Source organism: Streptomyces sp. NPDC001292, from assembly GCF_042896465.1.
Lineage (GTDB): Bacteria > Actinomycetota > Actinomycetes > Streptomycetales > Streptomycetaceae > Streptomyces.
The window spans coordinates 45,287-69,321 of record NZ_JBIAXG010000021.1; the positions used below are offsets into that span (position 1 = coordinate 45,287).

At 71.8% G+C, this 24,035-nt stretch carries 18 protein-coding genes and 1 riboswitch; of the genes, 4 read left to right on the forward strand and 14 right to left on the reverse strand.

The window, feature by feature from the left end; all coding sequences use genetic code 11:
• Positions 1-17 precede the first annotated feature (17 nt).
• The 7 genes from eno to ACFY4A_RS22285 all read right to left on the reverse strand — a co-directional run bounded on the left by eno (position 18) and on the right by ACFY4A_RS22285 (position 8,002).
• Positions 18-1,304 (reverse strand): phosphopyruvate hydratase, encoded by a 1,287-nt coding sequence (gene eno, locus ACFY4A_RS22255; protein ID WP_390831105.1) that lies wholly within the window; start codon positions 1,302-1,304, stop codon positions 18-20.
• Between the two features lie 247 nt (positions 1,305-1,551).
• Positions 1,552-2,241, reverse strand: coding sequence for a transglycosylase family protein (locus ACFY4A_RS22260; protein ID WP_390831106.1), 690 nt, complete (start codon positions 2,239-2,241; stop codon positions 1,552-1,554).
• A 4-nt stretch (positions 2,242-2,245) separates the two neighbouring features.
• A riboswitch (cyclic di-AMP (ydaO/yuaA leader) is annotated at positions 2,246-2,413 on the reverse strand.
• Between the two features lie 182 nt (positions 2,414-2,595).
• Positions 2,596-3,636 carry a transglycosylase family protein gene (locus ACFY4A_RS22265; RefSeq protein ID WP_390831107.1) on the reverse strand — a complete coding sequence of 347 codons (1,041 nt, stop codon included), beginning with the start codon at positions 3,634-3,636 and terminating at the stop codon, positions 2,596-2,598.
• A 223-nt stretch (positions 3,637-3,859) separates the two neighbouring features.
• Positions 3,860-5,113: a cytochrome P450 gene (locus ACFY4A_RS22270; protein WP_390831108.1), complete on the reverse strand. Its 1,254-nt coding sequence runs from the start codon at positions 5,111-5,113 to the stop codon at positions 3,860-3,862.
• Positions 5,114-5,186: 73 nt separating this feature from the next.
• Entirely contained in the window at positions 5,187-6,167 is a 981-nt protein-coding gene (locus tag ACFY4A_RS22275; protein ID WP_390831109.1) for a nucleoside triphosphate pyrophosphohydrolase, read from the reverse strand.
• Positions 6,168-6,270: 103 nt separating this feature from the next.
• Positions 6,271-6,918 carry a SurA N-terminal domain-containing protein gene (locus ACFY4A_RS22280; protein WP_390831110.1) on the reverse strand — a complete coding sequence of 216 codons (648 nt, stop codon included), beginning with the start codon at positions 6,916-6,918 and terminating at the stop codon, positions 6,271-6,273.
• A 256-nt stretch (positions 6,919-7,174) separates the two neighbouring features.
• The gene (locus tag ACFY4A_RS22285) at positions 7,175-8,002 is read right to left on the reverse strand and encodes a glycoside hydrolase domain-containing protein (RefSeq protein ID WP_390831111.1); all 828 of its coding nucleotides are present in this window, start codon (positions 8,000-8,002) and stop codon (positions 7,175-7,177) included.
• A 224-nt stretch (positions 8,003-8,226) separates the two neighbouring features.
• On the opposite strand from ACFY4A_RS22285, the gene ACFY4A_RS22290 reads away from it, so the two are divergent.
• Together ACFY4A_RS22290 and ACFY4A_RS22295 are read left to right on the forward strand one after the other, a co-directional pair.
• On the forward strand, positions 8,227-8,925 hold the full coding sequence (locus ACFY4A_RS22290; RefSeq protein ID WP_390831112.1) for a hypothetical protein: 699 nt from the start codon (positions 8,227-8,229) through the stop codon (positions 8,923-8,925).
• A gap of 136 nt (positions 8,926-9,061) precedes the next feature.
• Complete coding sequence (locus ACFY4A_RS22295) at positions 9,062-9,445, forward strand: hypothetical protein (protein ID WP_390831182.1); 384 nt, start codon at positions 9,062-9,064, stop codon at positions 9,443-9,445.
• Between the two features lie 34 nt (positions 9,446-9,479).
• On the opposite strand, the gene ACFY4A_RS22300 is transcribed toward ACFY4A_RS22295, so the two are convergent.
• The 3 genes from ACFY4A_RS22300 to ACFY4A_RS22310 form a co-directional block, all read right to left on the reverse strand.
• Entirely contained in the window at positions 9,480-11,024 is a 1,545-nt protein-coding gene (locus ACFY4A_RS22300) for a protein kinase (protein WP_390831113.1), read from the reverse strand.
• Entirely contained in the window at positions 11,021-11,854 is an 834-nt protein-coding gene (locus ACFY4A_RS22305) for a hypothetical protein (protein WP_390831114.1), read from the reverse strand. The genes ACFY4A_RS22300 and ACFY4A_RS22305 overlap by 4 nt, the downstream gene beginning before the upstream one ends.
• Positions 11,855-12,055: 201 nt before the next feature.
• Positions 12,056-14,281 carry an N-6 DNA methylase gene (locus ACFY4A_RS22310; protein ID WP_390831115.1) on the reverse strand — a complete coding sequence of 742 codons (2,226 nt, stop codon included), beginning with the start codon at positions 14,279-14,281 and terminating at the stop codon, positions 12,056-12,058.
• A 192-nt stretch (positions 14,282-14,473) separates the two neighbouring features.
• Between ACFY4A_RS22310 and ACFY4A_RS22315 the strand changes: the two genes are divergently transcribed.
• Both ACFY4A_RS22315 and ACFY4A_RS22320 read left to right on the forward strand, forming a co-directional pair.
• Complete coding sequence (locus ACFY4A_RS22315; RefSeq protein WP_390831116.1) at positions 14,474-14,935, forward strand: hypothetical protein; 462 nt, start codon at positions 14,474-14,476, stop codon at positions 14,933-14,935.
• A 157-nt stretch (positions 14,936-15,092) separates the two neighbouring features.
• Positions 15,093-15,884: a hypothetical protein gene (locus tag ACFY4A_RS22320; protein WP_390831117.1), complete on the forward strand. Its 792-nt coding sequence runs from the start codon at positions 15,093-15,095 to the stop codon at positions 15,882-15,884.
• Between the two features lie 66 nt (positions 15,885-15,950).
• On the opposite strand, the gene ACFY4A_RS22325 is transcribed toward ACFY4A_RS22320, so the two are convergent.
• The 4 genes from ACFY4A_RS22325 to ACFY4A_RS22340 all read right to left on the reverse strand — a co-directional run bounded on the left by ACFY4A_RS22325 (position 15,951) and on the right by ACFY4A_RS22340 (position 24,031).
• Entirely contained in the window at positions 15,951-16,625 is a 675-nt protein-coding gene (locus ACFY4A_RS22325) for an HNH endonuclease family protein (protein ID WP_390831118.1), read from the reverse strand.
• A 204-nt stretch (positions 16,626-16,829) separates the two neighbouring features.
• Entirely contained in the window at positions 16,830-20,426 is a 3,597-nt protein-coding gene (gene mfd, locus ACFY4A_RS22330; RefSeq protein ID WP_390831119.1) for a transcription-repair coupling factor, read from the reverse strand.
• A 240-nt stretch (positions 20,427-20,666) separates the two neighbouring features.
• Complete coding sequence (locus tag ACFY4A_RS22335) at positions 20,667-23,246, reverse strand: ABC transporter permease (RefSeq protein WP_390831120.1); 2,580 nt, start codon at positions 23,244-23,246, stop codon at positions 20,667-20,669.
• Complete coding sequence (locus tag ACFY4A_RS22340; protein WP_390831121.1) at positions 23,243-24,031, reverse strand: ABC transporter ATP-binding protein; 789 nt, start codon at positions 24,029-24,031, stop codon at positions 23,243-23,245. Before ACFY4A_RS22340 ends, ACFY4A_RS22335 begins: the two co-directional genes overlap by 4 nt.
• Positions 24,032-24,035 lie beyond the last annotated feature (4 nt).

Here is a 24,035-nt window from a genome sequence, read left to right on the forward strand (position 1 = left end):
TCAGCCTCCGGGGCGGCTCAGCCCTTGAAGCGCGGGAACGCCGAGCGGCCGGCGTACACCGCGGCGTCGTCGAGGATCTCCTCGATGCGCAGCAGCTGGTTGTACTTGGCGACGCGCTCGGAGCGGGCCGGGGCGCCGGTCTTGATCTGGCCGCAGTTGGTGGCGACGGCCAGGTCGGCGATCGTGACGTCCTCGGTCTCGCCGGAGCGGTGGGACATCATGCACTTGAAGCCGTTGCGCTGGGCCAGCTCGACGGCGTCCAGGGTCTCGGTGAGCGAACCGATCTGGTTCACCTTCACCAGCAGCGCGTTGGCGGCGCCCTCCTCGATGCCGCGGGCGAGGCGCTCGGGGTTGGTGACGAACAGGTCGTCGCCGACGAGCTGGACCTTGTCGCCGAGCTTGTCGGTGATGACCTTCCAGCCGGCCCAGTCGTCCTCGAACAGCGGGTCCTCGATGGAGACGAGCGGGTAGGCGGCCACCAGCTCCTCGTAGTACTCGGTCATCTCCGCCGCCGAGCGCTCCTTGCCCTCGAAGACGTACTTGCCGTCCTTGTAGAACTCGGAGGCGGCGACGTCGAGCGCGAGGGCGATCTGCTCGCCGGGGGCGTAGCCGGCTTCCTTGATCGCCTCGAGGATGAGGTCGAGGGCCTCGCGGTTGGAGCCGAGGTTCGGGGCGAAGCCGCCCTCGTCGCCGAGGCCGGTGGACAGGCCCTTGCTCTTCAGGACCTTCTTCAGGGTGTGGTAGACCTCGGTGCCCCAGCGCAGGGCCTCGGAGAAGGACTCCGCGCCGATCGGGGCGATCATGAACTCCTGGATGTCCACGTTGGAGTCGGCGTGCGAGCCGCCGTTCAGGATGTTCATCATCGGCACCGGCAGCAGGTGCGCGTTCGGACCGCCCAGGTAGCGGAAGAGGGGGAGGTCCGAGGCCTCGGAGGCGGCGTGGGCGACGGCGAGGGAGACGCCGAGGATGGCGTTGGCGCCCAGCGAGCCCTTGTTGTCGGTGGCGTCCAGGTCGAACATGGCCTGGTCGATCAGACGCTGCTCGGTGGCGTCGTAACCGACGAGCTCCGGGCCGATCTGCTCGATCACGGCGAGGACGGCCTTCTCGACGCCCTTGCCCTGGTAGCGGTTGGGGTCGCCGTCACGGAGCTCGATGGCCTCGAAGGCGCCGGTGGAGGCGCCGGAGGGGACGGCGGCACGACCGGTGCTGCCGTCGTCGAGGCCGACCTCGACCTCGACCGTGGGGTTGCCTCGGGAGTCCAGGATTTCCCGGGCTACGACGACGTCGATGGACGGCACGAGCATCTCCTTCTGGGATGTGACGCTGGAAGTGCGGGGCGTGAGCCTTGCGACTAGAGCCTAACCGTCCCGGGGCGGCGACCGGCCGACCGACCGCCTCGTGGACAGAGTGACGGCACCCATTGTTCCTTTTCGGAACAAAGGAGAGGGGAAGGTTCGGGAACGGCCCGGCGAGCGGCAGACGAAAAGCCCCGCCCCGGCGCGCAGGGGGAACGCGCCGGGGCGGGGAGCCCATGGAGGGCGGGACGGGCCCTTACTTCAGGTGGAGCTGCTGGCCCGGGTAGATGAGGTCGGCGTTGTCGATGATGTCCTTGTTCAGCTCGAACAGCTTCTTCCAGCCGCCCTGGACCCCGTGCTTCGCAGCGATGGAGCTGAGGGTGTCGCCGGAGACCACCTTGTACTCGCCGTCGCCCTTCTTGACCTTCTCGCCGGTGGGCGTGGTGACGGTCTTGCTCGGGGCCGGACGCGTCGCGGAGCGGTTGGCGGCCTGCTGCTCGGTCGAGCGGGTGGTGGTGCTCTTGGCGGAGCTGCCGCTCGACGACGGGGACGCGGGGGCGCCGCCGGTGTAGGCGGCGCCGGACAGACCCTTGCCGCAGACCGGCCAGGCGCCCTTGCCCTGGCCCGCGAGGACCTTCTCGGCGACGGCTATCTGCTGCGACTTGGAGGCCAGGTCGGCGCGCGAGGCGTAGGCGGTGCCGCCGTACGCGGCCCAGGTGGAGTTGGTGAACTGGAGTCCGCCGTAGAAGCCGTTGCCCGTGTTGATGGACCAGTTGCCGCCCGACTCGCACTGGGCGACCGCGTCCCACTCGGAGGCGGTGGCGGCGGACGCGTCGCCGACCGCCATCAGCGGGGCGGCGACTGCGGCGCCGGCGACACCGGCGAGCGCGATGACACGGGTGGCCTTGGACGTACGACGGTGCTTGCCCTTGCTGGAGAACAGCATGGATGGATCCCCTCACCGACGCCTGCGAGGTGAGCTGTCGGGTTCGGGCCGGTTGAGTTGCCCGGCCGTGCCTCCTGTGTGAGGCACGGCTCCACCCCTAGCCGCTCCGGTCAACTGCCCGGCGCGGCACTTACCTTGGGTCCCCCGCTCCTGCCCACGGCGCTTGACGCGACGACTGTTCCCGTGCGGCCGCTGGCAGGATTCGGCGTTGCGGCAGCCGGGGCTCGCGGTGACGAGCGGTCATGACCGTAGGCATGCGCTCCGCCGAAATCCAAAGACGATCAGTACTTCTGAGACTCATCCCACACTTTCAGCGAATGGGACATTCGGCGCGAAGTGTGACGTGAACTCCCGCTAGTCGTGGGTCGTTTCGATAGGGACATTCAGGGCCTGACCGGCGGTGATGTGGTTCGGGTCGGACCCGATCACCCCCTTGTTCGCGGCGTACAGCGCGCCCCATCCGCCCTGGAGGCCAAGGGAGTCGGCGATCGACTCGAGCGAGTCGCCGGCACGGACGGTGTAGGAGTCGCCGACCGCGGCGCGCGCGGAGCCCCCGCCGCGTGAGGCGTGACGGCCGGAGGACGCGGCCGCGTGAGAGTCGGCCGAGTCCTCGACGGCGCTGCCGCCGCGATGCCGTCCGGTACCGAGCGCCCCGGTGTCGACCAGCGCCGAAGTGGCGCCGATCCGCCACGACTTGTCCGCGTCACCCCGCTCCGGCGTGATCGAGGGCGAGGCGTCGGGCGACTGGGGCCCGCTTACCGCGACATCGGGGGACGTGTCGGACTTGGTCGGCTTGCCCTTCTCGGCGGGCGAGGACGGTGAGGGGGAGGACGTGGCGGGGGATGCGGTCGGCGAGTCGGAGGAGCCCGCCGAACCGGGGCCGGTGTCCGACGAGCCGGACGAGCCGGTCGACGTCTGCGACGAGTCGGACAGGCCGAGGTCGTCCGTGAGGGACTTTCCGGAGGAGTTGGAGGATCCCGAAGAATCACCCACGCCGGTGTCGACCTTCGCCGCCCCGGACTTCTCGCTGAGCCCGGAGAGCAGCCCGCACGTCGGCCAGGCACCGGGCCCCTGGTCGGCGAGCAGCTTCTCGGCCACGGCTATCTGCTGGGACCGGCTGGCCTGGTCGGCGCTCGAGGCGTAGTCGAGACCGCCGTACTTCTCCCAGTCGTCCTGCGCCAACTGCAGGCCGCCGTAGTAGCCGTTGCCGGTGTTGGCGCTCCAGGCGCCGCCGCTCTCGCACTTGGCCACCTTGTCCCACGTGTTGCCGTCGGCCGCGCTGGCGCCGCCGGCGCCGATCAGCGGGATGGCGATGGCGGATCCGGTCACTCCGGCGGCGACGAGGAGGGCCGGAGCCTGACGGGGCCGACGGTGACGACCGTTGCCGGAGAGCATACGGAGACCTTTCGTGCGACAGCGGTGACCGGCGTGGCGACCACGGACTCGGCGCCACGCCGATGGGTGAAAGTATCGGCTGACGATCGCTTGTCACAAGTTCATGCCGCACAGATCACGTGAAGATCACACAGTTGAACGTGTGTCATCTTCGTGCCCGTCAGTGGGTGGACGTGGTGCGGTGGCGGGAGCCTTTTCCGGCCTTGTCCGACTTCCCTGCGACTTACCGGCCTGGGGTGAACCGCACCGGCAGCGTCCGCAGTCCGCGCATGATGAGCCCGCCGCGCCAGCGCAAGTCGGCCGGATCCGTATCCAGTCGCAGGTCCTGGAGCCGGGTGAGGAGGGTGGCCAGCGCGGTCTGGCCCTCCAGGCGGGCGAGCGGTGCGCCGAGGCAGTAGTGGATGCCGTGTCCGTAGCCGAGGTGCTGGTTGTCACGCCGCCCGAGATCGAGGACGTCGGGGCCGGCGAACCTCTCCGGGTCCCGGTCGGCGGCGGCGAGCACGACGAGGACCGGGTCGCCGGGGGCGATGTCCTGCCCGCCGATGGTGAGCGGCCGGGTGGCGTAGCGCCAGGTGGCCAGTTCCACCGGCCCGTCGTAGCGCAGGAGTTCCTCCACTCCCGTCTCCAGCAGGCCGCCGTCCCCCTCGGCGAGGGACCGCTGGAGCCGGTCCCGCTGCTCGGGGTGGGTGAGCAGGGCGTAGATGCCGTTGCCGATGAGGTTGACGGTGGTCTCGAAACCGGCGAACAGGAGGATGAAGGCCATGGCGGCGGCCTCGTTCTCGGTGAGGTGCTCGCCGTGGTCGGAGGCGCGGATGAGGCCGGAGATGAGGTCTTCGCCGGGGGTGGGTTCGGCGGGCAGCGCCTCGCGCTTGCGGTGGATGAGGTCCGCGAGATAGCCGCGCATCTTCTTCACCGAGCGGGCCACTCCGCCGCGCGGGCCCTTGCCGTGGCGGATCATCATGCCCGCCCAGTCCCGGAAGTCGTCCTGGTCCTCGCGGGGGACGCCGAGCAGGTCGCAGATGGCGTGGATGGGCAGCGGGAAGGCGAACTCGTGGATGAGGTCGGCGGTGCCGCGCTCGGCGAACCCGTCGATGAGCCCGTCGGTCAGCTCCTGCACACGCGGGGCGAACTCGGCGACGCGGCGCGGGGTGAACGCCTTGCTGACCAGCCGGCGCAGCCGGGTGTGGTCCGGCGGGTCGATGTTCAGCAGGTGGGTCATCAGCTCGGCCTTGCGCTCGCCGGGGATGCCGGTCTTGCCCTTGGCGTGCGCGGGCTCGGCGTGGTGCGCCGGGTTCTTGGACAGCCGCTGGTCGGCGAGGGCCTGCCTGGCGTCGGCGTACCGGGTGACCAGCCAGGCCTCGACTCCGCTGGGCAGACGGGTCCTGTGCACGGGGGCGTGCTCGCGGAGCCAGGCGTAGGCCGGGTAGGGGTTGCTCGCGAACTCCCAGGTGAACAGGGTGGGTGGCTGGTCGTGCATACGGCTGACCCTAGCGTCGGCGCGTCCGCGCGGTGGAGCCGCGTGCCGATGCCGCCCCGTGCCCCTCAGGCCTTCAGGTGCCCTCCGTTTCTATGATCGCGTCCCGGTACGCGCGCGCCGCCGCGCGCAGTGCCGCCTCCGGGTCGACGCCCTCCGCCTCGGCGCGGGCGGCCAGGGCCAGCAGCTCGTAGCCGAAGCCCTCCTTCGCCGGGAGGGGGACCTCCAGGCCCGCCGTGCGGACCCGGGAGGCCAGCTTGGCGGCGAGGGCGAGGCCGGGCTGGCCGAGGGGGACGCCCTCGGTCACGGAGGTGCGCCGCTTCTCCTCGGCCTTGGTGCGCAGCCAGTGCTCCTTGACCTCCTCCGGGGTGGTGGCGGTCTCGTCGCCGAAGACGTGCGGGTGGCGGTGGATCAGCTTGGCGACGATGCCCCCGGCCACGTCGTCGATGGAGAACGGCTCCTCGGGGTCCTCCTCGGCGATACGGGCGTGGAAGACCACCTGGAGCAGGACGTCGCCCAGCTCCTCGCGCAGTTCCTCGCGGTCGCCGTCCTCGATCGCCTCGACCAGCTCGTACGCCTCCTCGATGCCGTACTTGGCCAGGCCCTTGTGGGTCTGCCGGGACGACCAGGGGCACTCGGCGCGGATACGGTCCATGACCTGGACGAGGTCGAGCAGGCGGGCGCCGGGCAGGTCGTAGGAGGCGGGGAGGAGCTCCAGCTCCGGCATGTGCACACGGCCGGAGCCGGCCAGGCGGGCCAGGCCGTCGGTCAGGGCGGGCTCGCCTTCGCCGGTGGCCACGACGACGACCGTACGGCCGCCGGCGCACGCGTCCACCAGCTCCTCGGCGGTCGGTGCCGCCTCGTCCACGGCTGTGCCCGCCTCCCGCAGATACGGCAGCTGCGGATGGGCACCGTCCGCGCACAGCACCCGGTCGGCCGCCCGCAGCGCCTGCCAGGCGGGCCAGGACAGCAGCCCGGGGGCGACCCGATGGCTGGTGGTGAGCAGGATGATCCGGCCCGGGGCCGCTTCGGAGGTGGTCGCGCTGGTGGTGTTCACGGTCCGAACGTAACGCACACCGCCGACGTCACCCCCGGTTGTCCACAGGCCGAGGGCCGTCCCCCGGCCCGGTTGTCCACGGGCCCGGCCGTCCGGCGTCCGGTCAGGCCGACTGCTTCGCGTCCGCCGCCGAGACGTCCCGCAGCCACGGCGTCTTCGCGTTCACGAGGGTGCTCTTCTCGACGTCCCACGCGCCGTAGCGCGGGTTGAGGTCGACGCGGAGTTCGGCGGAGGCCTCGGACAGCGCCTTCCAGAAGGCCGGCTGGCCGGCGTCGGTGTTCAGATGGGCCGCGAGCTTCTGCGCCTCCAGCTGGAGGCGCAGGTTGTCGTCGAGGCGCCGCGGCGGCACCCCGTACCGCTGGAGCCAGGTGTCCTCGAGCGCCTTGGCGCCGCCCGCCTGCTGCTCGAGGCCGGTGCGCAGCTGCTGGATCTCGCGGCGGCTGACGCTGAGGCCCGCGTTCCGGGCGGCGCGGTCCAGCACCCGGTCGAGCACCATCTGGTGCAGCGTGTCCCGGGTGAGCGTGCCGGTCGCGGCGACGGCCTGCTGGTACTGCGCCTCGTCGGCCACCGCGGCCCGCTGTGCCTCGCGCACCTCGCTCACCCGGCTCTGCAACTGCCCGAGGGTGATCCGCTGGCCGCCGACCACGGCCGCCGCGCCCGGACGCGCGTCGCTTCCACAGGCGGTGAGCAGGGGTGCCGCCGCGAGGAGCGCGGCGGACAGGACGAGCGCGGTGCGACGGCGGCGGTGCAAGGAAACCTCCCGTTGTGGAGATTGCTTCGACAGGTGCGGCGCGCAGCGCCTCCACCAGGGGTGGTGGTAGAACGACGGGCGGGCGCACAAAGTCTTGCGATGATCGATGGTAGGCAGCGGCCGGGCTCCGGCCAACCCATTCGACCAACGATTCACCACGACTTCAGGCACCGTCACGCCACACCCGCCCGAACGGATGTCCCACCATCACGCCGCTCTCGCCCGAGCGGACGCCGGCCGAGGCCGAAGCCCGGCGTCAGCCGGTGATCGCCACCGGGGCGTCCCAGGTGTCGCGGTCGACGGTGATGGTGTGGCCGCCGCGGGTCTCCTTGCTGTTGACCTTGTACTGGTGGGCGCGGCTGTGGTCGGTGAACTGGGTCTTGCCGAAGGGCCAGTCCGTGGTGGTGGTGTCCTTGCCGTCCCACAGGGCGTACCAGAGGTTGCCCGGCAGGTCCGTCTTGTTCGTCGCGGTCGCGATGGCCTTGGCGCTGGAGCTGGTGAAGCCGTAGAAGCCGGCCCGGTACGTCTTGGCGCGCAGTTCCTTGTCGAAGGCTCGGACGTAGGTCAGCACCGCGTTGTTGCACGCCTTGTCGGTGATGTCGTACGGCTCCATGTCGAGGTAGACGGGGCTGCCCGCCTTGAGGCCGAGCGCCGCCGACTTGGCCACCGCGTCCTTGGCGTCGCTGGTGCCCAGGGAGGCGGCCGTGGCGGCGGTGAGCCGCTCGGGGTTGGCGCTCTTCTGGCAGGGCGGCTGCGCGCCGACGTACAGCGGGATGAGCTTCCAGCCCATGGAGCTCACCGACTTCACCCAGGAGGCGGTGAGGTTGGGCTGGGCGCAGCCGCGGTTCTTGCCGCCGACGTAGACGGCTGCGGCTCCGTAGTAGCCGGTGTTCCAGGCCTTCATGGCGCTCAGCGAGGGCGCCGAGCAGGTGTCGAAGGCACGGCCGGTGAAGGTCTTCTGGGCGGGCCAGGAGGTGGCCGCCATGGACGTCTGGGCCGCGATCCCGGCGCCGGCGACGACGACGGCCCCGGCCGCCGCCCACGTGATGTACCTGCGCTTCTTCGACTGCCGGTGCTCGGCCATCCCCACCCCTGTCGTCGTTTAGGTGCATGTTGCACGTTTGCGGAGGCACGCTAACCGACGGAACCTCTCCGGCCTGAAAAGTGATCGCCTCGCAGGGCACAAGAATCATTCAAGGCGCAGCAAAAACATGCGTGTTACCTGCGACGGGCGCCGATCCGGCCTGCTCGGACGTCATAAGGTCCGCTGGCCACGCCTCTGTGGCCCAGCCCGAGAAAGCACCTCACATGCACTTCGCGCCCCGCGCCGCCCGTGTTCTCGCCCTGGCCGCGCTTCCCCTGGCCCTGACGGCCTGCGGCTCGTCCGGCTCCGCCGGCCATGCGTCCTCCGGGTCCTCCAGCGACCCGAACGCCGGTCTGCTCACGGGCACCCAGCTGAAGAAGGCGCTCGCCCCGGCGTCGTTCTTCGCCTCCGGCTTCGCCGTCGACCCGAGCGGGGCCAGGGACTCCGGCGGCACCTACACGCCCCCGTCGAGCGCCCCGGCGGCCAAGCCGGACTGCGGCAAGCTGGGCGGCACCGCCTGGATAGACATCACCGGGATCAGCGGCGTGTCCTTCGCGCAGAACGACTACGTCGACAAGAACACCTCCGAGGACATCGGTCAGGAGATCGACGCCTACCGGGGCACGACGGCGGCGAGCGTCCTCAAGTCCGTGGAGAAGGCGGCCACGGCCTGCACGGACTTCACCGACTCGCAGACCCGCACCAAGGTGAGGGTCACCGGCCGCTCCACGCCCGGCCTGGGCGACGGCGCCTACACCCTCACCCTCACGGACCCGTCCTGGGACAACGGCTCGACCCTCGTCGCGGCCCGCGTCGGCACGAACGTCGTCAGCGTCATGTCGACTGACGGCCACGACAACGGGGCGGCGACGGCGAAGAAGCTCACGCTCCGGATCGTGGACGCCCTGCGCAAGGAGTCCTGAGCCCGCGCCCCTGTCCCTCACCCCTTCCCGCCGCCCGTCCCGTCGTCCACATGCGGCCTCCACGCCCCCCGCCGTGGCCTTAACCTTGCCCTGCGACGACTCCGTCCCCCGAGCGGCGGAGCGCTTGGGGGTGGAGATGGACAAGCGGCTGGAGGCCGGCTGGTTCCAGCGGATCGTCTGGTCCGTCCTGGTCTGGGGCTCCCTGGGCCTGCTGGTGTGGGTGCCGTTCCTGTACGTGGCGATCCGCCGCGGACGCGGGTCGGACTGGGGCGCCTTCGCCGCGTTCGTCCTGTACGAGTGTGCCGTGATGCCGGGACTGTTCGTCGTGCCCGACGACAGCGACGCCGCCGCGGTGCTCGGCATCGTGATCATCCTGTGCCTGCTGGCGGCGACGGGGATGCTGTTCTTCGCCGTGTTCGACCGGCGGATGCCGCAAGCGGCGGCAGCGGCCGGGTACGGGGCGGGCCCTTCGTCACCCACGGTGCCGCAGGGCACGTACGGCTACCCGTACGGGCGCTGAACCTCACCCCTGTACGGGCGTTGAACCGCACCGGTCAGCCGTGCACCTGGCCCAGCCAGTGCAGGGTGCGCTGGATCTCGGCCGGGAAGGGATGCACGGGTCCGTGCCGGCGCTCCGCGTCGTGCAGCAGGCGCAGCAGGGTGTCGTGGGCGGCGGTCCGGTCGCCGAGAGCGAGCAGCAGGTGCCCGATGCGGCGGCGGATCTCGAAGGGCAGGTCGGGATCGGCGGCCGTGTACGGGTTCTCCGCGAACCGGTTCTCGAAGTAGGGCAGCAGAGCCCGGTACTCGGTGAGTGCCGCGGCCGGCTCGCCGAGTTGCTCGAGGCACTGCGCCGCGTCGTAGCGGAACCGGAGGGACTGCGGGTCGGCGGGGCCCGCCTCGGTGGCCCGTTCGTCGGCGAGGCGCCGCAGTTCGGGCAGGGCGCGCCGGTACTGACCGTCGTCCATCAGCGTGGCCGCGTACTGCTTGCGCAGGGTGCGCACCACCGGGGAGTGCTCGCCGTGCTGGGCGGCGGCGGCCGGGAGGATCGCGCCGAGGACGTCGACGGCCTGGGTGATGCGGCCCTCGCCGAGCAGCCTCTTGACCTCGTCGACGGCGGTGGCGACGTCGTGGTGGCCGCCGGCCCCGGCGGTGGCCGGTTCGGGGCGCGGCGCGGGGATGACGGCTCGGTCGGGCCAGGGGGCGTGCGGTCGCAGGAAGGGGCGGGTCGGATCGAGGGGGCCGCCGGTGTGCGGGCCGCGCGGGGGCAGCAGCGGCAGCAGGTCCTCGTACACCGCCTGGGCACTGGCCGGGCGGTGCTGGGGGTCCTTGGCGAGCAGCCGCAGCACGAGGGATTCGAGGGCGTCGGGGATCTCAGGGCGCAGCCGACGCACGGGCACCGGCGGCTCGTAGAGGTGGCGGTGCAGCACGCCGACCGCGGTGGAGGCGGCGAACGGGACGTCTCCGCTGAGGAGTTCGTGCAGCACCACGCCGAGCGCGTACAGGTCGGTGTACGGACCGACGGCGCCGCCCATGGCCTGTTCGGGGGCCATGTAGGCAGGGCTGCCGATGGGTGAGCCGGTGCGGGTGAGGCGGGTGGTCTCGGTGCTGAGGACGGAGGCGACGCCGAGGTCGAGGACGGTGACGGTGCCGTCCGGCTTCACCATCACGTTCCGCGGTTTGAGGTCGCGGTGGACGATCGGTACGGCGTGCACGGCGGACAGCACGGCGCACAGCTGGGCGGCGACGGCGACCGCCCACCGCCAGGGGTACGGCTCGTGTTCGGCGAGGTGGTCGGCGAGGTCGGCGCCGTCGACGTACTGCATGACGAGGTAGAGGTTCTCGTCCTCGCTGCCCGCGTCGTGCACGGTGACCAGGCCGGGGTGGTCGACCTGGGCGGTGACGCGGCACTCGCGGACGAAGCGGCGGCGCAGTTCGGCGGCGTCCTGGCTGTGGGGTCCCGCGACCTTGTCGGGGCGCAGCAGTTTGACGGCGACCCGGCGGTCGAGCCGCTTGTCGTAGCCCGTCCACACCTGGCCCATGCCGCCTTGTCCGATGAGCGTGGACAGTTCGTAGCGTCCGGCGACGACGCGTGCGGTCACCGGCCGTCTCCCGCGCCCCAGCTCGTGGTGAACCCGGCGTCCCCGGTGCCCGGGGTGGTTCCGCCCTGTCCGGACCGCCCGCCGTGACCGGACTGCCCACCATGGCCGGACTGCCCGCCGTGACCGGACTGCCCACCATGGCCGGACTGCCCGCCGTGGCCGTGGCCGTTGTCCTGGCCGCGCAGGAAGTCGCTCAGCTCGTCCAGTTCGGCGCGGACCTGGTCGATGCGGGCGGGCGCGGGACGCTGCGGCTGCCGGGGCACCGCGTTGGGGGCGGGCGCGGGCGCCGGGTTCGGCGCGGATTGGAAGGAGGCGGGCTGCGGCGGGGAGTAAGGACCCGGCTGCGGCGGGGAGTAGGACGCGGGCTGTGGCCGGCCGTACGGGGCGGGCGGCGGGCCGTAGCTCTGCGGGGCGGCGGACGGCGGGTAGCCGTACACCACGGTGGCGGCCGTGGGACTGGGGACGATCCTGCCGGCCAGGGGGGCCTCGTGGTGGCGGAGGTCCCGGAACAGGAAGTAGCCGACGCTGCCGAACGCGGACAGCAGGAGCAGCGCCACGCCGACATCGCCGCGCCAGGTCTGCGGGTCGCCCTCCTCGCCGGTGCCGTCGACGCCCAGGAACACACAGCCCACGCACAGGACGACGAGTGACAGGGCGAACAGGATCCAGTCGCGCCGGGCACGGGTCAGGCAGGCGACGCGCAGCATGGTGCCCCAGGCCAGGAAGCCGAGGCTCAGCACCGAGAGGGCCACGAACAGCACCCGGAGCCCGACCACCAGCGCGGTCGAGGGGCGCGGAGGCTGCGGCGGTGCGTGGCCGGGGCCGTGCATGACTGCTCCTAGTGCCGAGGCCCCGGTGGGGCGCCTGTGGGGACGTTGCGTACGGTGCGGAACCGAGGGTGCTCCGAGCGTGTTCCGAGGGTATCGGTCCGCCCGGACAACCGGCTTGGGATGTACCGAACCGTTGCCGTCTCCCGCTCCCGCCCTCCTCTCCGCCGTCCCGCAGCGCGCGCTTGGTCGGCCCCCGCTCGGTCAGCCGCCGGGCGGGACCGTCCCGTCGGTCAGCCCGTCGTACATGCCCCGCACCAGTTGCTCGCCGAGGTGTCCGGCCAGTCGCAGGGCGTCCTCGAAGGCGGCCAGTCCGCGGAACCGTTCGCCGTAGGTCCGCTGCTGCTCCAGCGGGATCCGGGGGAGTTGGAGCCTGCGCGCGTCGAGCCGGGTCGCGGTGGACGCGTAGCTGCTGGCCTGGCGGTTGTTGGCGGTGCCGCGCAGGAATCCGGCGAGGAACCACGGGTCGAGCGCGGCCGGGTCGGGGCGCAGCAGGGTGAGGTTGCGGCCGAGCGCGGCCCCGGCGGTGCGCTCGTCGACGACGCGGGCGACGCGCCCCCCGCCGAGGACGGGGACGACGACGTCGCCGGCTTCGGTGAGCACGATGTCCTCGGCCGGCTCCCCGTCGGGCAGCATCCCGGACGGCGCGGCGGCGGCGAGGACGTCGTGGTCGGTGAGGACGGGAACGCCCGTACGGGACGGCCGGCCGGCGGCCGGGACACCGGCGGCGGGGGTACGGGGGTGCGACGCGGCGGTGGGGCCGGTGCTGCCGGAGGTGCGCAGGACCAGGGCGCCCGCGCGGGCGAGTTCGCCGACGCTGGTCAGCGGCCAGCGCGCCGGCGGGGCCCCGGTGGCGGGCGGCGGCGGGGCGAGGTTGGCGGCGAGCCGCAGGGTGTCGCCCAGGCGCGCCCCGACGTCGGCCAGTTGCTCGGCTCCGCCGTCGGCCGCCAGCGGCAGGTGGCGGGCGGGGGCGAGGTCGACGTCGTCGTCGAGGAGGTCGATCACCGGGACGCAGCGGCTGAGCCCCGGCTGCTCGTCGGCCGTGCCGGTGCGGTCGAAGGGCCGCCAGGCGTCGAGGACGGCGGAGCGCACGGCCTGCCAGTCGCCGCGGGCGGGCCCGTCGGCGGCGGCCGTGTCCACGAGCAGCAGTTCGGGCGGGGAGGGCTGGGCTCCGGCGGCGGGGCGGCGCAGCACCCAGAGGTGCAGCGGAATGTTGTACGGGGGCGCCGACCCGGCGGGCAGCGCGATCACGGCCCGCAGGGCGCCGCGGCGGAGCAGGTCGGCGCGGATGCGGCGGCCGGAGCGGCGGGACGCGGCGGCGGGCGGCATCAGCAGGACGGCGGTGCCGCCGTCGCGCAGGTGGGCGAGGGCGTGCTGGACCCAGGCCAGTTCGGATTCGGTGCGCGCGGGGAAGCCGTACTCCCAGCGCGGGTCGTAGGCGAGTTCGTTATGGCCCCAGTTGCGCTCGTTGAACGGCGGGTGGCACAGCACCGCGTCCACCGTGAGGCCAGGAAAGGCGTCGGCGCGCAGGGTGTCGCCGACGCGTGCGTGCACCTCGGCGTCGGTGCTCAGGGCGAGCCGCAGCGCGGTGAGGGCGGCCAGGTCGGCGGCGGCGTCCTGCGCGTACACGGCGGTCGGCGAGCCGGCCGCGCCGAGCAGGGCGCCGGTGCCGGCGGCGGGGTCGAGCACCGTACGGGGCCGGCCGGCGAGTTCGGCCATCAGCGCAGCGGGCCCGGCCGGAGTGAGTGTGTACTGGCGGGGGTTGGCGTCGAGTTGCCGGCCGAGCAGGAACTCGAAGGCGCGGCGGGTGCCGAGTTCGACGGCGAGTTCGCCGACGCCCCTCAGCAGCGGCACGGAGGCGGCCAGTTCGGCGGGGCCGGGCGGGACCAGGGCCACGTGACCGGCGGGGGCCGTCACCGGGCCGTCGCCGGGTGCGGCGGCGGGGGGAGCTCCGTCGGTGTTCACAGTCGCCTGTGAACTGCGGTCGGCGTCGACCGGGGCGGGGGTCGTGCCCTGAGTGTTCACAGCGGTCTGTGAACCGAACCGATGGGTGAGGGCTTTGGCCAGCTTGGCGGGAAGCAGTTCGGCCATGCGTGCGTCGGTCAGGCCGCTCAGCTTCAGCCATTCGGTGGGCCGGTCGCGGATCAGGAGCAGTGCGCAGCCCGCGTGGACGAGGGCGGTGACGGGGCCGGCGGGGTGTCCGGCGAGCTGCTGCCAGACCCGTTCGCGGAGCGGCACCTCGGCGAGTTTGCCCTGCTTGCGCAGCCACTCCTCGACCTCGGCGAGCGCGAAGGCGGGGCTCGCCTCGGTGCCGCCGACAGGTCGGGGGAAGTCGGCGTGGCGGCGGCGCCAGTTGCTGACGGCGGCTCGGCCGACCCCCGCGAGCCGTGCGATTCCGGCGGCGGTCACCTCAGTGGCGTTGTCCTGCACCCGCACGGCTCCCCTCGTGATGGCTCTGTGGCGTCGAGCATACCCAAGGGTGCCCGAAAGCCCCCTTCACGGGGTGAACCGATAAACCGATGGAGTTCTTGTTGACTCGGTTCACAGCTTCTGCTCTGATTGACCCATCGCAACGGGCGACCGCCGGATCATGGCGGCGCCATTCTCGGGAGGGGATTTCTCATGAGCATGAAGACGAAGCTCGCGCTGGGCGCCGCCGTCGGTCTCGCGATCATCGGCGCGGTGTCGTGCAGCGCCGACACCGGCGACTCCAAGAGCGGCTCGTCCAGCTCGGCGGCGGCCGAGGGGGCCAGCGGCGGCACCAGCGGCAAGGGCGCCGCCAAGGACAAGAAGTCCGCCAAGGGCTCCCAGGCGGACCAGTTCAAGGCCTTCGTGAACAAGAACGGCACCGCGAAGGAGAAGGAAGCCGTCGCCCACGTCACCAAGGTCCAGGGCGCCGACGAGCAGAACGACATCCTCGACAGCGTCGACATCCACACCGACTTCACCGGCGGCCTGATGGGCAAGGGGACGGGTCCCGCCAAGCTGATCGCCTCCGTCTTCGCGGACTGGAAGCACAGCGAGAACGGCCTCGTCACGGTCTACGACGCCGACGGCGAACTGCTCGGCAACGGCAACTTCTAGAGCTTCCGCTCCCGCACCGGGCCCCGGCCCCCGGTGCCTCACATCCGCACCGGGGCCCCCGCACCCGGTGCTCCCCGCCGCACCATCGCCCCCTGCCCGTGCCGTCACCACGGCACGATCGCCGCTCACTCACCTCACGACAACCCAGGGGGACCCCATGCGTCACACCGCCGCCGCACTCTGCCTGGCCGCCGTCACCGCCTCGCTCGCGCTCACCGCGTGCGGCTCCGAGAAGCCGGACGCGGCAGACGGCGGCGCCGAGGGCACGGCCGGCTCAACGCACAAGGCCGCCGGCGCCACGGACGGACAGGCCCCGTTCGCCGACCTGTCCGGGCAGGAGATCGTCGACAGGGCGCTCAAGGCCACCCGGAGCGCCACCTCCCTCACCCTGAAGGGCAGCGTCCCCGACGACGAGGGCACCGTCGAGCTCGACCTGGCCCTGGACCGCGAGGGGCACTGCGCCGGGACCCTGGGAATGTCCGGCGAGGGCGAGGTCGGCCTCATCAGGACCGACGACACGGTCTACATGAAGTTCGACGAGGCGTACCTGCGCTCCGAGGGCAAGGGGCAGTCCAAGTCGGAGGTCGACGGAGTGGTGGACATGCTCGCCGACCGCTGGGTGAAGACCGCCGCCGACAGTGCCGACGCCAAGGACATCACCGGCTTCTGCGACCTCGACGGGCTGCTCGCCGACTTCGAGGACACCCGCTCGGCCGCCCGCAAGGGCAGGGCGACGACCCTCGACGGCACACCCGCGTTCACCCTCACCGAGGCCGAGGGCAAGGACCGCCACACCCTCTACGTCGCCACCGAGGGCAAGCCGTACCTGCTGCGGATCGAGAACACCACGGCGAAGCAGCCGGAAGACATCTCCTTCACGGACTACGACAAGCCGGTCCCGGCGGTGCCGCCCGCCGACAAGGACGTCCTGGACCTCGACAAGCTCTGACGCCCGAGCCGCCACACGCCGACCGCTTCTCCGGCGGCCGGCGTGTGGCGGCGACCCCGACCGCGCTCAGCGGGCCCGGAAGCGCTCCGGTGCCTTCGTCGGGTTGCCGCCGGAGGGGAGCTTCTGGCCGGGGCAGGTGGACAGGACCTTCTTCATCGCGGTCTTCTCGGCCGCGGTGACCCACAGTTCGTACTTCTTCTTCACCGCGACCTGCGCGGCGACGTACGTGCACCGGTAGGCCTTGGCGGGCGGCAGCCACGTCGCCGTGTCGCCGTCGCCCTTGGAGCGGTTGGTGCTCGCGTCCACGGCGAGCAGGTTGAGCGGGTCGTTGGCCAGCGCTATGCGCTTGCTCGCGTCCCAGTACGCGGCGCCCTTCTGCCAGGCGTCCGAGAGGGCGACGACATGGTCGATGTCGACCTGGCTGCGCCCACGCCGGTAGACGATCTCCTTGCCGGAGTACGGGTCCCGCTCCAGCACGCCGTACGACACCTTGCAGTCCCCGTCGGTGAACCGCACCTGCTCCAGATCCCGTTCGAGGATGTCGTCGCGGGTGGGGCAGCCGTTGGAGTCGGTGTCCGCCCAGGCGGTGCCGAACTTCTCCCGGGCGTAGCCGGTCTTCGGTGCCCGGCCCTTGACGGTCAGTGACTCGGCGGCGGCGAGGGCCGCGCCGCCGGTCTTCGCCGGCTCGGGCCCGCCCGCGCCGTCCAACTGCTCCGTGCATCCGGTCACGAACAGTGCCATTACGGCAGCCGCAACCGCCCCGCCCCGCAGACGCGTCACGCTGCGCCCCTCCCCTAACCTGCCTGGTCTCGCCCCTGGTTCGGGCGTCCTTCACCTGGTGCCCACCGTAGCGGGGAATATGCCCAGGCCACACAGGGGGTACTGGGGTCACGGGGCGTCAACGTGCGCGGACGGCGAACCCTTCGCGGCCCGGAGACGCGCGGACTACGAACCCAGAATGGAAGCCAGGAACTCCCCCACCCAGCCCAGCAGTTCACGGCCGACCAGCGGCTTGCCGCCGATCTTCGCGGTCTTGGGACGGGGCACGAGGACCTGGTGGACGGCCGGCTTGATCACCGAGCCCGGGTAGAGGCGCTTGACGCGCAGCTCCTGCGACTCGCGCAGATCCACCGGGGCGAAGCGGATGTTGTTGCCCTGGAGGACGATCTCGCCGACGCCGCAGGCCCGGGCGAGCATGCGCAGACCGGCCACCAGCAGCAGGTTCTCCACCGGCTCGGGCAACTTGCCGTAGCGGTCGGTGAGTTCCTCGCGGACGGCCTTGATGTCCTCCTCGGAGTCCGCGGAGGCGATGGACCGGTAGGCCTGGAGGCGCAGCCGCTCCCCGGGCGCGTAGTCGTGCGGGACGTGCGCGTCGACCGGCAGCTCGATTTTGACCTCGAGCGGCGGCTCCTCCTCGATCTCTCCCGTCTCCAACTGCCGCCGGTAGTCCGCGACGGCCTCGCCCACCATGCGCACGTACAGGTCGAAGCCGACGCCCGCGATGTGCCCGGACTGCTCGCCGCCCAGCAGGTTTCCGGCGCCGCGGATCTCCAGGTCCTTCATCGCCACGTACATGCCCGCGCCCATCTCGGTGTGCTGCGCGATGGTGGCCAGGCGCTCGTGGGCGGTCTCCGTCAGCGGCTTCTCCGGCGGGTACAGGAAGTAGGCGTAGCCGCGCTCGCGGCCACGGCCCACCCGGCCGCGCAACTGGTGCAGCTGGGACAGGCCGAAGTTGTCGCCGCGCTCCACGATCAGGGTGTTGGCGTTGGAGATGTCGATGCCGGACTCGACGATCGTCGTCGAGACCAGCACGTCGAACTTCTTCTCCCAGAAGTCGACGACGACCTGCTCCAGGGCCGTCTCCGACATCTGGCCGTGGGCGGTGGCGATGCGCGCCTCGGGGACGATCTCACGCAGCCGGGCCGCGGCGCGGTCGATGGACTCCACCCGGTTGTGGATGTAGAAGACCTGACCCTCGCGCAGCAGTTCGCGGCGGATCGCCGCGCCGATCTGCTTCTCCTCGTACGGCCCGACGAACGTCAGCACCGGGTGCCGCTCCTCCGGCGGCGTGGTGATCGTCGACATCTCCCTGATGCCGGTCACCGCCATCTCCAGCGTGCGCGGGATCGGGGTCGCCGACATCGTCAGGACGTCGACGTTCGCGCGGAGCTTCTTCAGCTGCTCCTTGTGCTCGACGCCGAAGCGCTGCTCCTCGTCGACGATGACCAGGCCGAGGTCCTTGAACTTCGTCTCCGAGGAGAACAGGCGGTGGGTGCCGATGACGACGTCCACCGATCCCTCCACGAGGCCCTCCACGACCGCCTTCGCCTCGGTGTCTGTCTGGAAGCGGGAGAGCGCTCTGACGTTCACCGGGAACTGCGCGTACCGCTCGGAGAACGTGCCGAAGTGCTGCTGCACCAGCAGTGTCGTCGGGACCAGGACCGCGACCTGCTTGCCGTCCTGGACGGCCTTGAAGGCGGCGCGGACCGCGATCTCCGTCTTGCCGTAGCCGACGTCGCCGCAGATCAGGCGGTCCATCGGGACCGACTTCTCCATGTCTTCCTTGACCTCGGCGATCGTGGTCAGCTGGTCCGGGGTCTCCGCGTACGGGAAGGCGTCCTCCAGTTCGCGTTGCCACGGCGTGTCCGTGCCGAAGGCGTGCCCGGGCGCCGCCATCCGCGCGCTGTAGAGCTTGATCAGGTCGGCGGCGATCTCCTTGACCGCCTTCTTCGCCCGCGCCTTGGTCTTCGTCCAGTCGGCACCGCCGAGCCGGTGCAGGGTGGGCGCCTCGCCGCCGACGTACTTGGTGATCTGCTCCAGCTGGTCGGTGGGGATGTACAGCCGGTCGCCGGGCTGGCCGCGCTTGGCCGGGGCGTACTCCACCACCAGGTACTCGCGGGTCGCGCCCTGCACCGTGCGCTGCACCATCTCGATGTAGCGGCCCACGCCGTGCTGCTCGTGGACGATGTAGTCGCCCGTCTCCAGGGTCAGCGGGTCGATGGTCTTGCGCCGCCGCACCGGCATCCGCGCGCCGTCCCGGCCGGCCGTCTTCTGGCCGGTCAGGTCGGTCTCGGTGAGCACGGCCAGCTTCAGCGCGGCGTCGACGAAGCCGTGGTCGATGCCGCCGCAGGTCACGTGCACGACCGACGGGGACAGCTGCCCGAGGTCCACGTCGAGACGGGCCGCGATGCCCTCCCCGCCCAGCACCTCGACGGTGCGCGAGGCCGGGCCGTGGCCCTCGGTGACGTACACCGCGCGCCAGCCGTCCGCGAGCCAGCCCTTGGTGTCGGCGAGCGCCTTCGCGATGTCCCCGCGGTACGTCTCGGGCGCGTGCATGCCCAGCTGGAGCGTGTCCCCGTCCCCGTCGTACGCCGTCTCGTCCGCGGCGAACGGCGACACCGACCACCACATCATGTCCAGCTCGCGCGCCCGGTCCCGGACGTCCGCGATCGACCACAGGGAGGCCGCGCCGAGGTCGATGGGCGCCTCCCCTCCCGCCCGTCGCCCACCACCACCCTCAACCGAGCGGGCTTCGCCCGCGCGCCACGTTTCGGCCGAGGCCGCCCAGGACGCCTGGAGGAACTCCTGGGAGGTCGCCACCAGGTCCGCCGCTCGCGTGCGCACCCGCTCCGGGTCGCACACCACGGTCATGGCGCCCTTGGGCACCACGTCGAGCAGCAGCTCCATGTCGTCGACCAGGACCGGGGCCAGGGACTCCATGCCCTCCACCGCGATGCCCTCGGCGATCTTGCCCAGCAGCTCGCCGAGTTCGGGGTGCCGCTCGGCGAGGGCACGCGCCCGCCTGCGTACGTCCTCGGTGAGCAGCAGCTCACGGCAGGGCGGGGCCCACAGGCCGTGCTCGGCGACCTCCAGGGAGCGCTGGTCGGCGACCTTGAAGTACCGGATCTCCTCGACGTCGTCGCCCCAGAACTCGATGCGCAGGGGGTGTTCCTCGGTGGGCGGGAAGACGTCGAGGATGCCGCCGCGCACGGCGAACTCACCGCGCTTCTCCACCAGCTCCACCCGGGAGTACGCGGCGGCGGCGAGGTCGTCCACCACGTCGTTCAGGTCCGCGGTCTGCCCCGTCCGCAGGGACACCGGCACCAGGTCGCCCAGGCCCTTGACCTGCGGCTGGAGCACCGAGCGCACGGGTGCGACAACGACGGAGACCGGGCCGGTCTCCGGATCGTCGGGGCTCGGGTGGGCCAGTCGGCGCAGCACGGCCAGGCGGCGGCCCACGGTGTCGCTGCGCGGGCTGAGCCGCTCGTGCGGCAGCGTCTCCCAGGAGGGGTACTCCACGACGCCTTCCGCGGGCAGCAGCGAGCGCAGCGCCGCTGCCAGGTCCTCGGCCTCGCGGCCGGTCGCCGTCACCGCGAGCACGGGACGGGCGGCCTCGCGGGCCAGGGCGGCGACGGTGAAGGGGCGGGCGGCGGGGGGACCGACGATGTCGACGTGCATGCGGTTGCCGTCCGCCGCCGCGGTGATCGCTTCCGCGAGGGCGGGGTCCTTGACGACGGCGTCGAGCAGACCGTGCAGGCTCATGAGGGGCTTTTCCGTCCGAATCCGTCCGAAGGTGGGCAACGCGAAGATCCCGACTCGAGCGGCGGGCCGGGGATTCCTTCAGCGTACGCCGCCGGACAGGCGGCCCGCGGGGGCTGTGGACAACCCTGCTCCCGCCCCCGCGGCCCCTACGGCACACGCCCGGTGCCGGGAAGTCCCCCTGACTTCCCGGCACCGGGCTTCCCCGTGACCCCCGTCCACGGAGGGATCGCGCCGCGCTCGCTACTCCGTCGCGATCGCGTTCAGTACGTTCATCCGGCCTGCCCGGAAGGCCGGGATCAGGGCGGCGAACAGGCCCACGAAGGCCGAGCCGATGAAGACTCCGGCGATCGTGCCCCAGGGGATCTCCAGGACCTTCAGGCCCTCCAGGGCGAGGAGCTTCTGGGCGGTCGCGCCCCAGCCCATGCCCAGCCCCAGGCCCAGCAGCGCGCCGAACAGGGCGATCACCACGGACTCGAGGCGGATCATGCGGCGCAGCTGGCGGCGGGAGAGGCCGATCGCCCGCATCAGGCCGATCTCCCTCGTCCGCTCCACCACCGACAGCGCCAGGGTGTTCACCACGCCCAGGACGGCGACGATGATCGCCAGGGCGAGCAGGCCGTAGACCATGTTCAGCAGCTGGCCGATCTGGTTCTGCAGCTCCTCCTTGTAGTCGGTCTGGTCGCGCACGGTGTACTGCGGGTAGTCGTGCAGCGCGGACTTGAGCGCCTGGTACGCGGCGGTCTCCTGCCCGTCCTTGGCGGAGGCGAAGAGCAGCAGGTCGAGCGGCATCCGGTCGGCGGGCACGTACTTCGCGACCGTGGTGGTCGAGACGTACATCGCGCCCTTGTCGATCACGGCGTCGTCGCTGGTGATCGCGCGGACCGTGAGCCTGGCCGTCGTGCCGCCCCTGAAACCGACCTCGATCGTGGACCCCTGCTTGACGCCGTGCTTCTTGGCGAAGCCCTCGGGGAGGGACATCGAGTCGGGCCGGTAGGCGTCGGCGAGCGTGCCGGCCACCGTCTTGGTGCGCAGGTCCTGGGCGTAGGTCGGGTCGGCCGCGTTGATCATCTCGTTCTTGGAGGTACGGCCGTCCGGGGTGGTCAGGGAGACGTCCACGAGCTTGTACTCGGTGACCCGCTCCAGCCCCGGGGCGTCCTTCACGGCCTTCACCGCCTGCGGGGTGATGACCTCGCCGTTGTCGCTCTGGATGATGAAGTCCGTGCCGACGGTCTTGTCGAGCTGGTCGGTGGCGGAGGCGACCATCGAGGAGCCGACCACCGACAGGCAGGCCACCAGGGCCAGGCCGATCATCAGCGCGGCACCCGTGGCGCCGGTGCGGCGCGGGTTGCGCAGCGCGTTGCGCTCGGCCATCCGCCCGATCGGGCCGAAGATCCGCAGCAGGACCGCGCTGAGGACGCGGACCAGGCCGCCCACGAGCAGCGGGCCGACGACGACGAGGCCGATCAGGGTGAGCACCACGCCCAGGCCCAGCCACGCCGAGCCCTGAGTGGCCTTGTCGGCGCCGGCGGCGGCGTACAGGCTCGCGGCGCCGGCGCCGGTGAGGACCACGCCGAGGACGGCCCGCACGGTCCCGGCCCTGCCGTCGGCCGGGGTCCCCGCGTCGCGCAGGGCGGCCATCGGGGAGACCTTGCCGGCCCGCCGGGCGGGCAGGTAGGCGGCGAGGACGGTGACGACCACGCCGAGGACCAGGCCGATCACGGGGGTGGTCCAGGCGACCGTGAGGTCGTCGGTGGACAGGTGCATGCCCATCGCGCCCATGAGCTTCATCAGGCCGACCGCGATGCCGACGCCCGCCCCGACGCCGAGCACGGAGCCGACCACGCCCAGCAGCAACGCCTCGACCAGCACGGACCGGTTCACCTGGCGGCGGGAGGAGCCGATGGCGCGCATCAGGCCGATCTCCCGGGTGCGCTGGGCGACGAGCATCGAGAAGGTGTTGATGATCAGGAAGATGCCGACGAGGAAAGCGATTCCGGCGAACCCGAGCATCCCGTACTTCATCACGTTCAGGAAGCTCTCGATGTCCTTCTGGTTGGCGTCGGCGACCTCCTTGGCGGTCTGCACCTTGTAGCCGGTGCCGAGCGCGGCGGCCACGTTCTTCTTCAGCTGCTCGTCGGTGACGCCCTTGGCGGCCGTGACGTTGAGGTTCGTGTACACACCGCTCCGGCCGACCAGGGTCTGCTGGGCGGTCCTGGTGTCCAGGTAGAAGATCGCCGCGCCGGGGTTGGTGACGGTGAAGGCGGCGATGCCGGACACGTGCGCGCGGTGGGTGCCGACCGCGGTGATCACACCGATCTCGTCGCCCAGCTTCAGGTGGTGCTTGTCGGCGGTGTCCGCGTCGACCATCACCTGTTCCGGGCCCTTGGGCGCCGCCCCGGAGGTGATCTTCATGGTGCGGGATTCGTTGTCGTTCCAGTTGCCGACGATGGTGGGCGCGCCGCTGCTGGGCGACAGTTTGTCCTTGTCGGCGTCGACGACGGTCACCGAGGTGGAGAACACCGTCCCCTCGGCCGCCCGCACACCCTCGGCCCGGCGCACCTCGCCGAGCACGGAGGCCGGCATGACCGGCGGCTTGCCGGTGCGGGAGGTGGTCTCACCGGTGTCGGACGAGGTCTTGGCGCTGACCGTCACGTCCGAGGCCGTCGCCTGGAACAGCTTGTCGAACGTGGTGTTCATGGTGTCGGTGAACACGAGCGTGCCGCACACGAAGGCCACCGACAGCAGCACCGCCACGGCCGACAGCGCCATGCGTCCCTTGTGCGCGAAGAAGTTGCGCAGGGAGGTCTTCAGGACGGTCATGACGTACGCCCCCGGGCGTCGAAGTCCTTCATGCGGTCGAGGACCTGATCGGCCGTCGGCTGGTTCATCTCGTCGACGATCCGGCCGTCGGCGAGGTACAGCACGCGGTCGGCGTAGGAGGCGGCCACCGGGTCGTGCGTGACCATCACGATCGTCTGTCCCAGCTCGTCCACGGACCGGCGCAGGAAGCCCAGCACCTCGGCGCCCGCGCGGGAGTCCAGGTTGCCGGTCGGCTCGTCACCGAAGATGATCTCGGGCCGGGCGGCCAGGGCCCGGGCCACGGCGACGCGCTGCTGCTGGCCGCCGGAGAGCTGGTTGGGCCGGTGCTTGAGCCGTCCCGCGAGGCCGACGGTCTCCACCACTTGCTCCAGCCACTTCCGCTCCGGCTTGCGGCCGGCGATGTCCATGGGCAGGGTGATGTTCTCGAGCGCGTTCAGCGTGGGCAGCAGGTTGAACGCCTGGAAGATGAAACCGATCCGGTCCCGGCGCAGTCGCGTGAGTTTCTTGTCCTTCAGCCCGGTGATCTCGGTCTCGTCCAGGAAGATCTGGCCGCTCGTCACGGTGTCGAGACCGGCGAGGCAGTGCATCAGCGTGGACTTGCCGGAGCCCGAGGGTCCCATGATCGCGGTGAACCGGCCGCGGGCGATGTCCACGTCGACGTGGTCGAGGGCGACGACACGGGTCTCCCCGGCCCCGTACGCCTTCACGACCTGCCGCGCCCGCGCGGCGACGGCCGTAGTCCCTCCAGTACCCCCGTGCCTGGGAATGGTCACAGCCGTTGTCACGTCA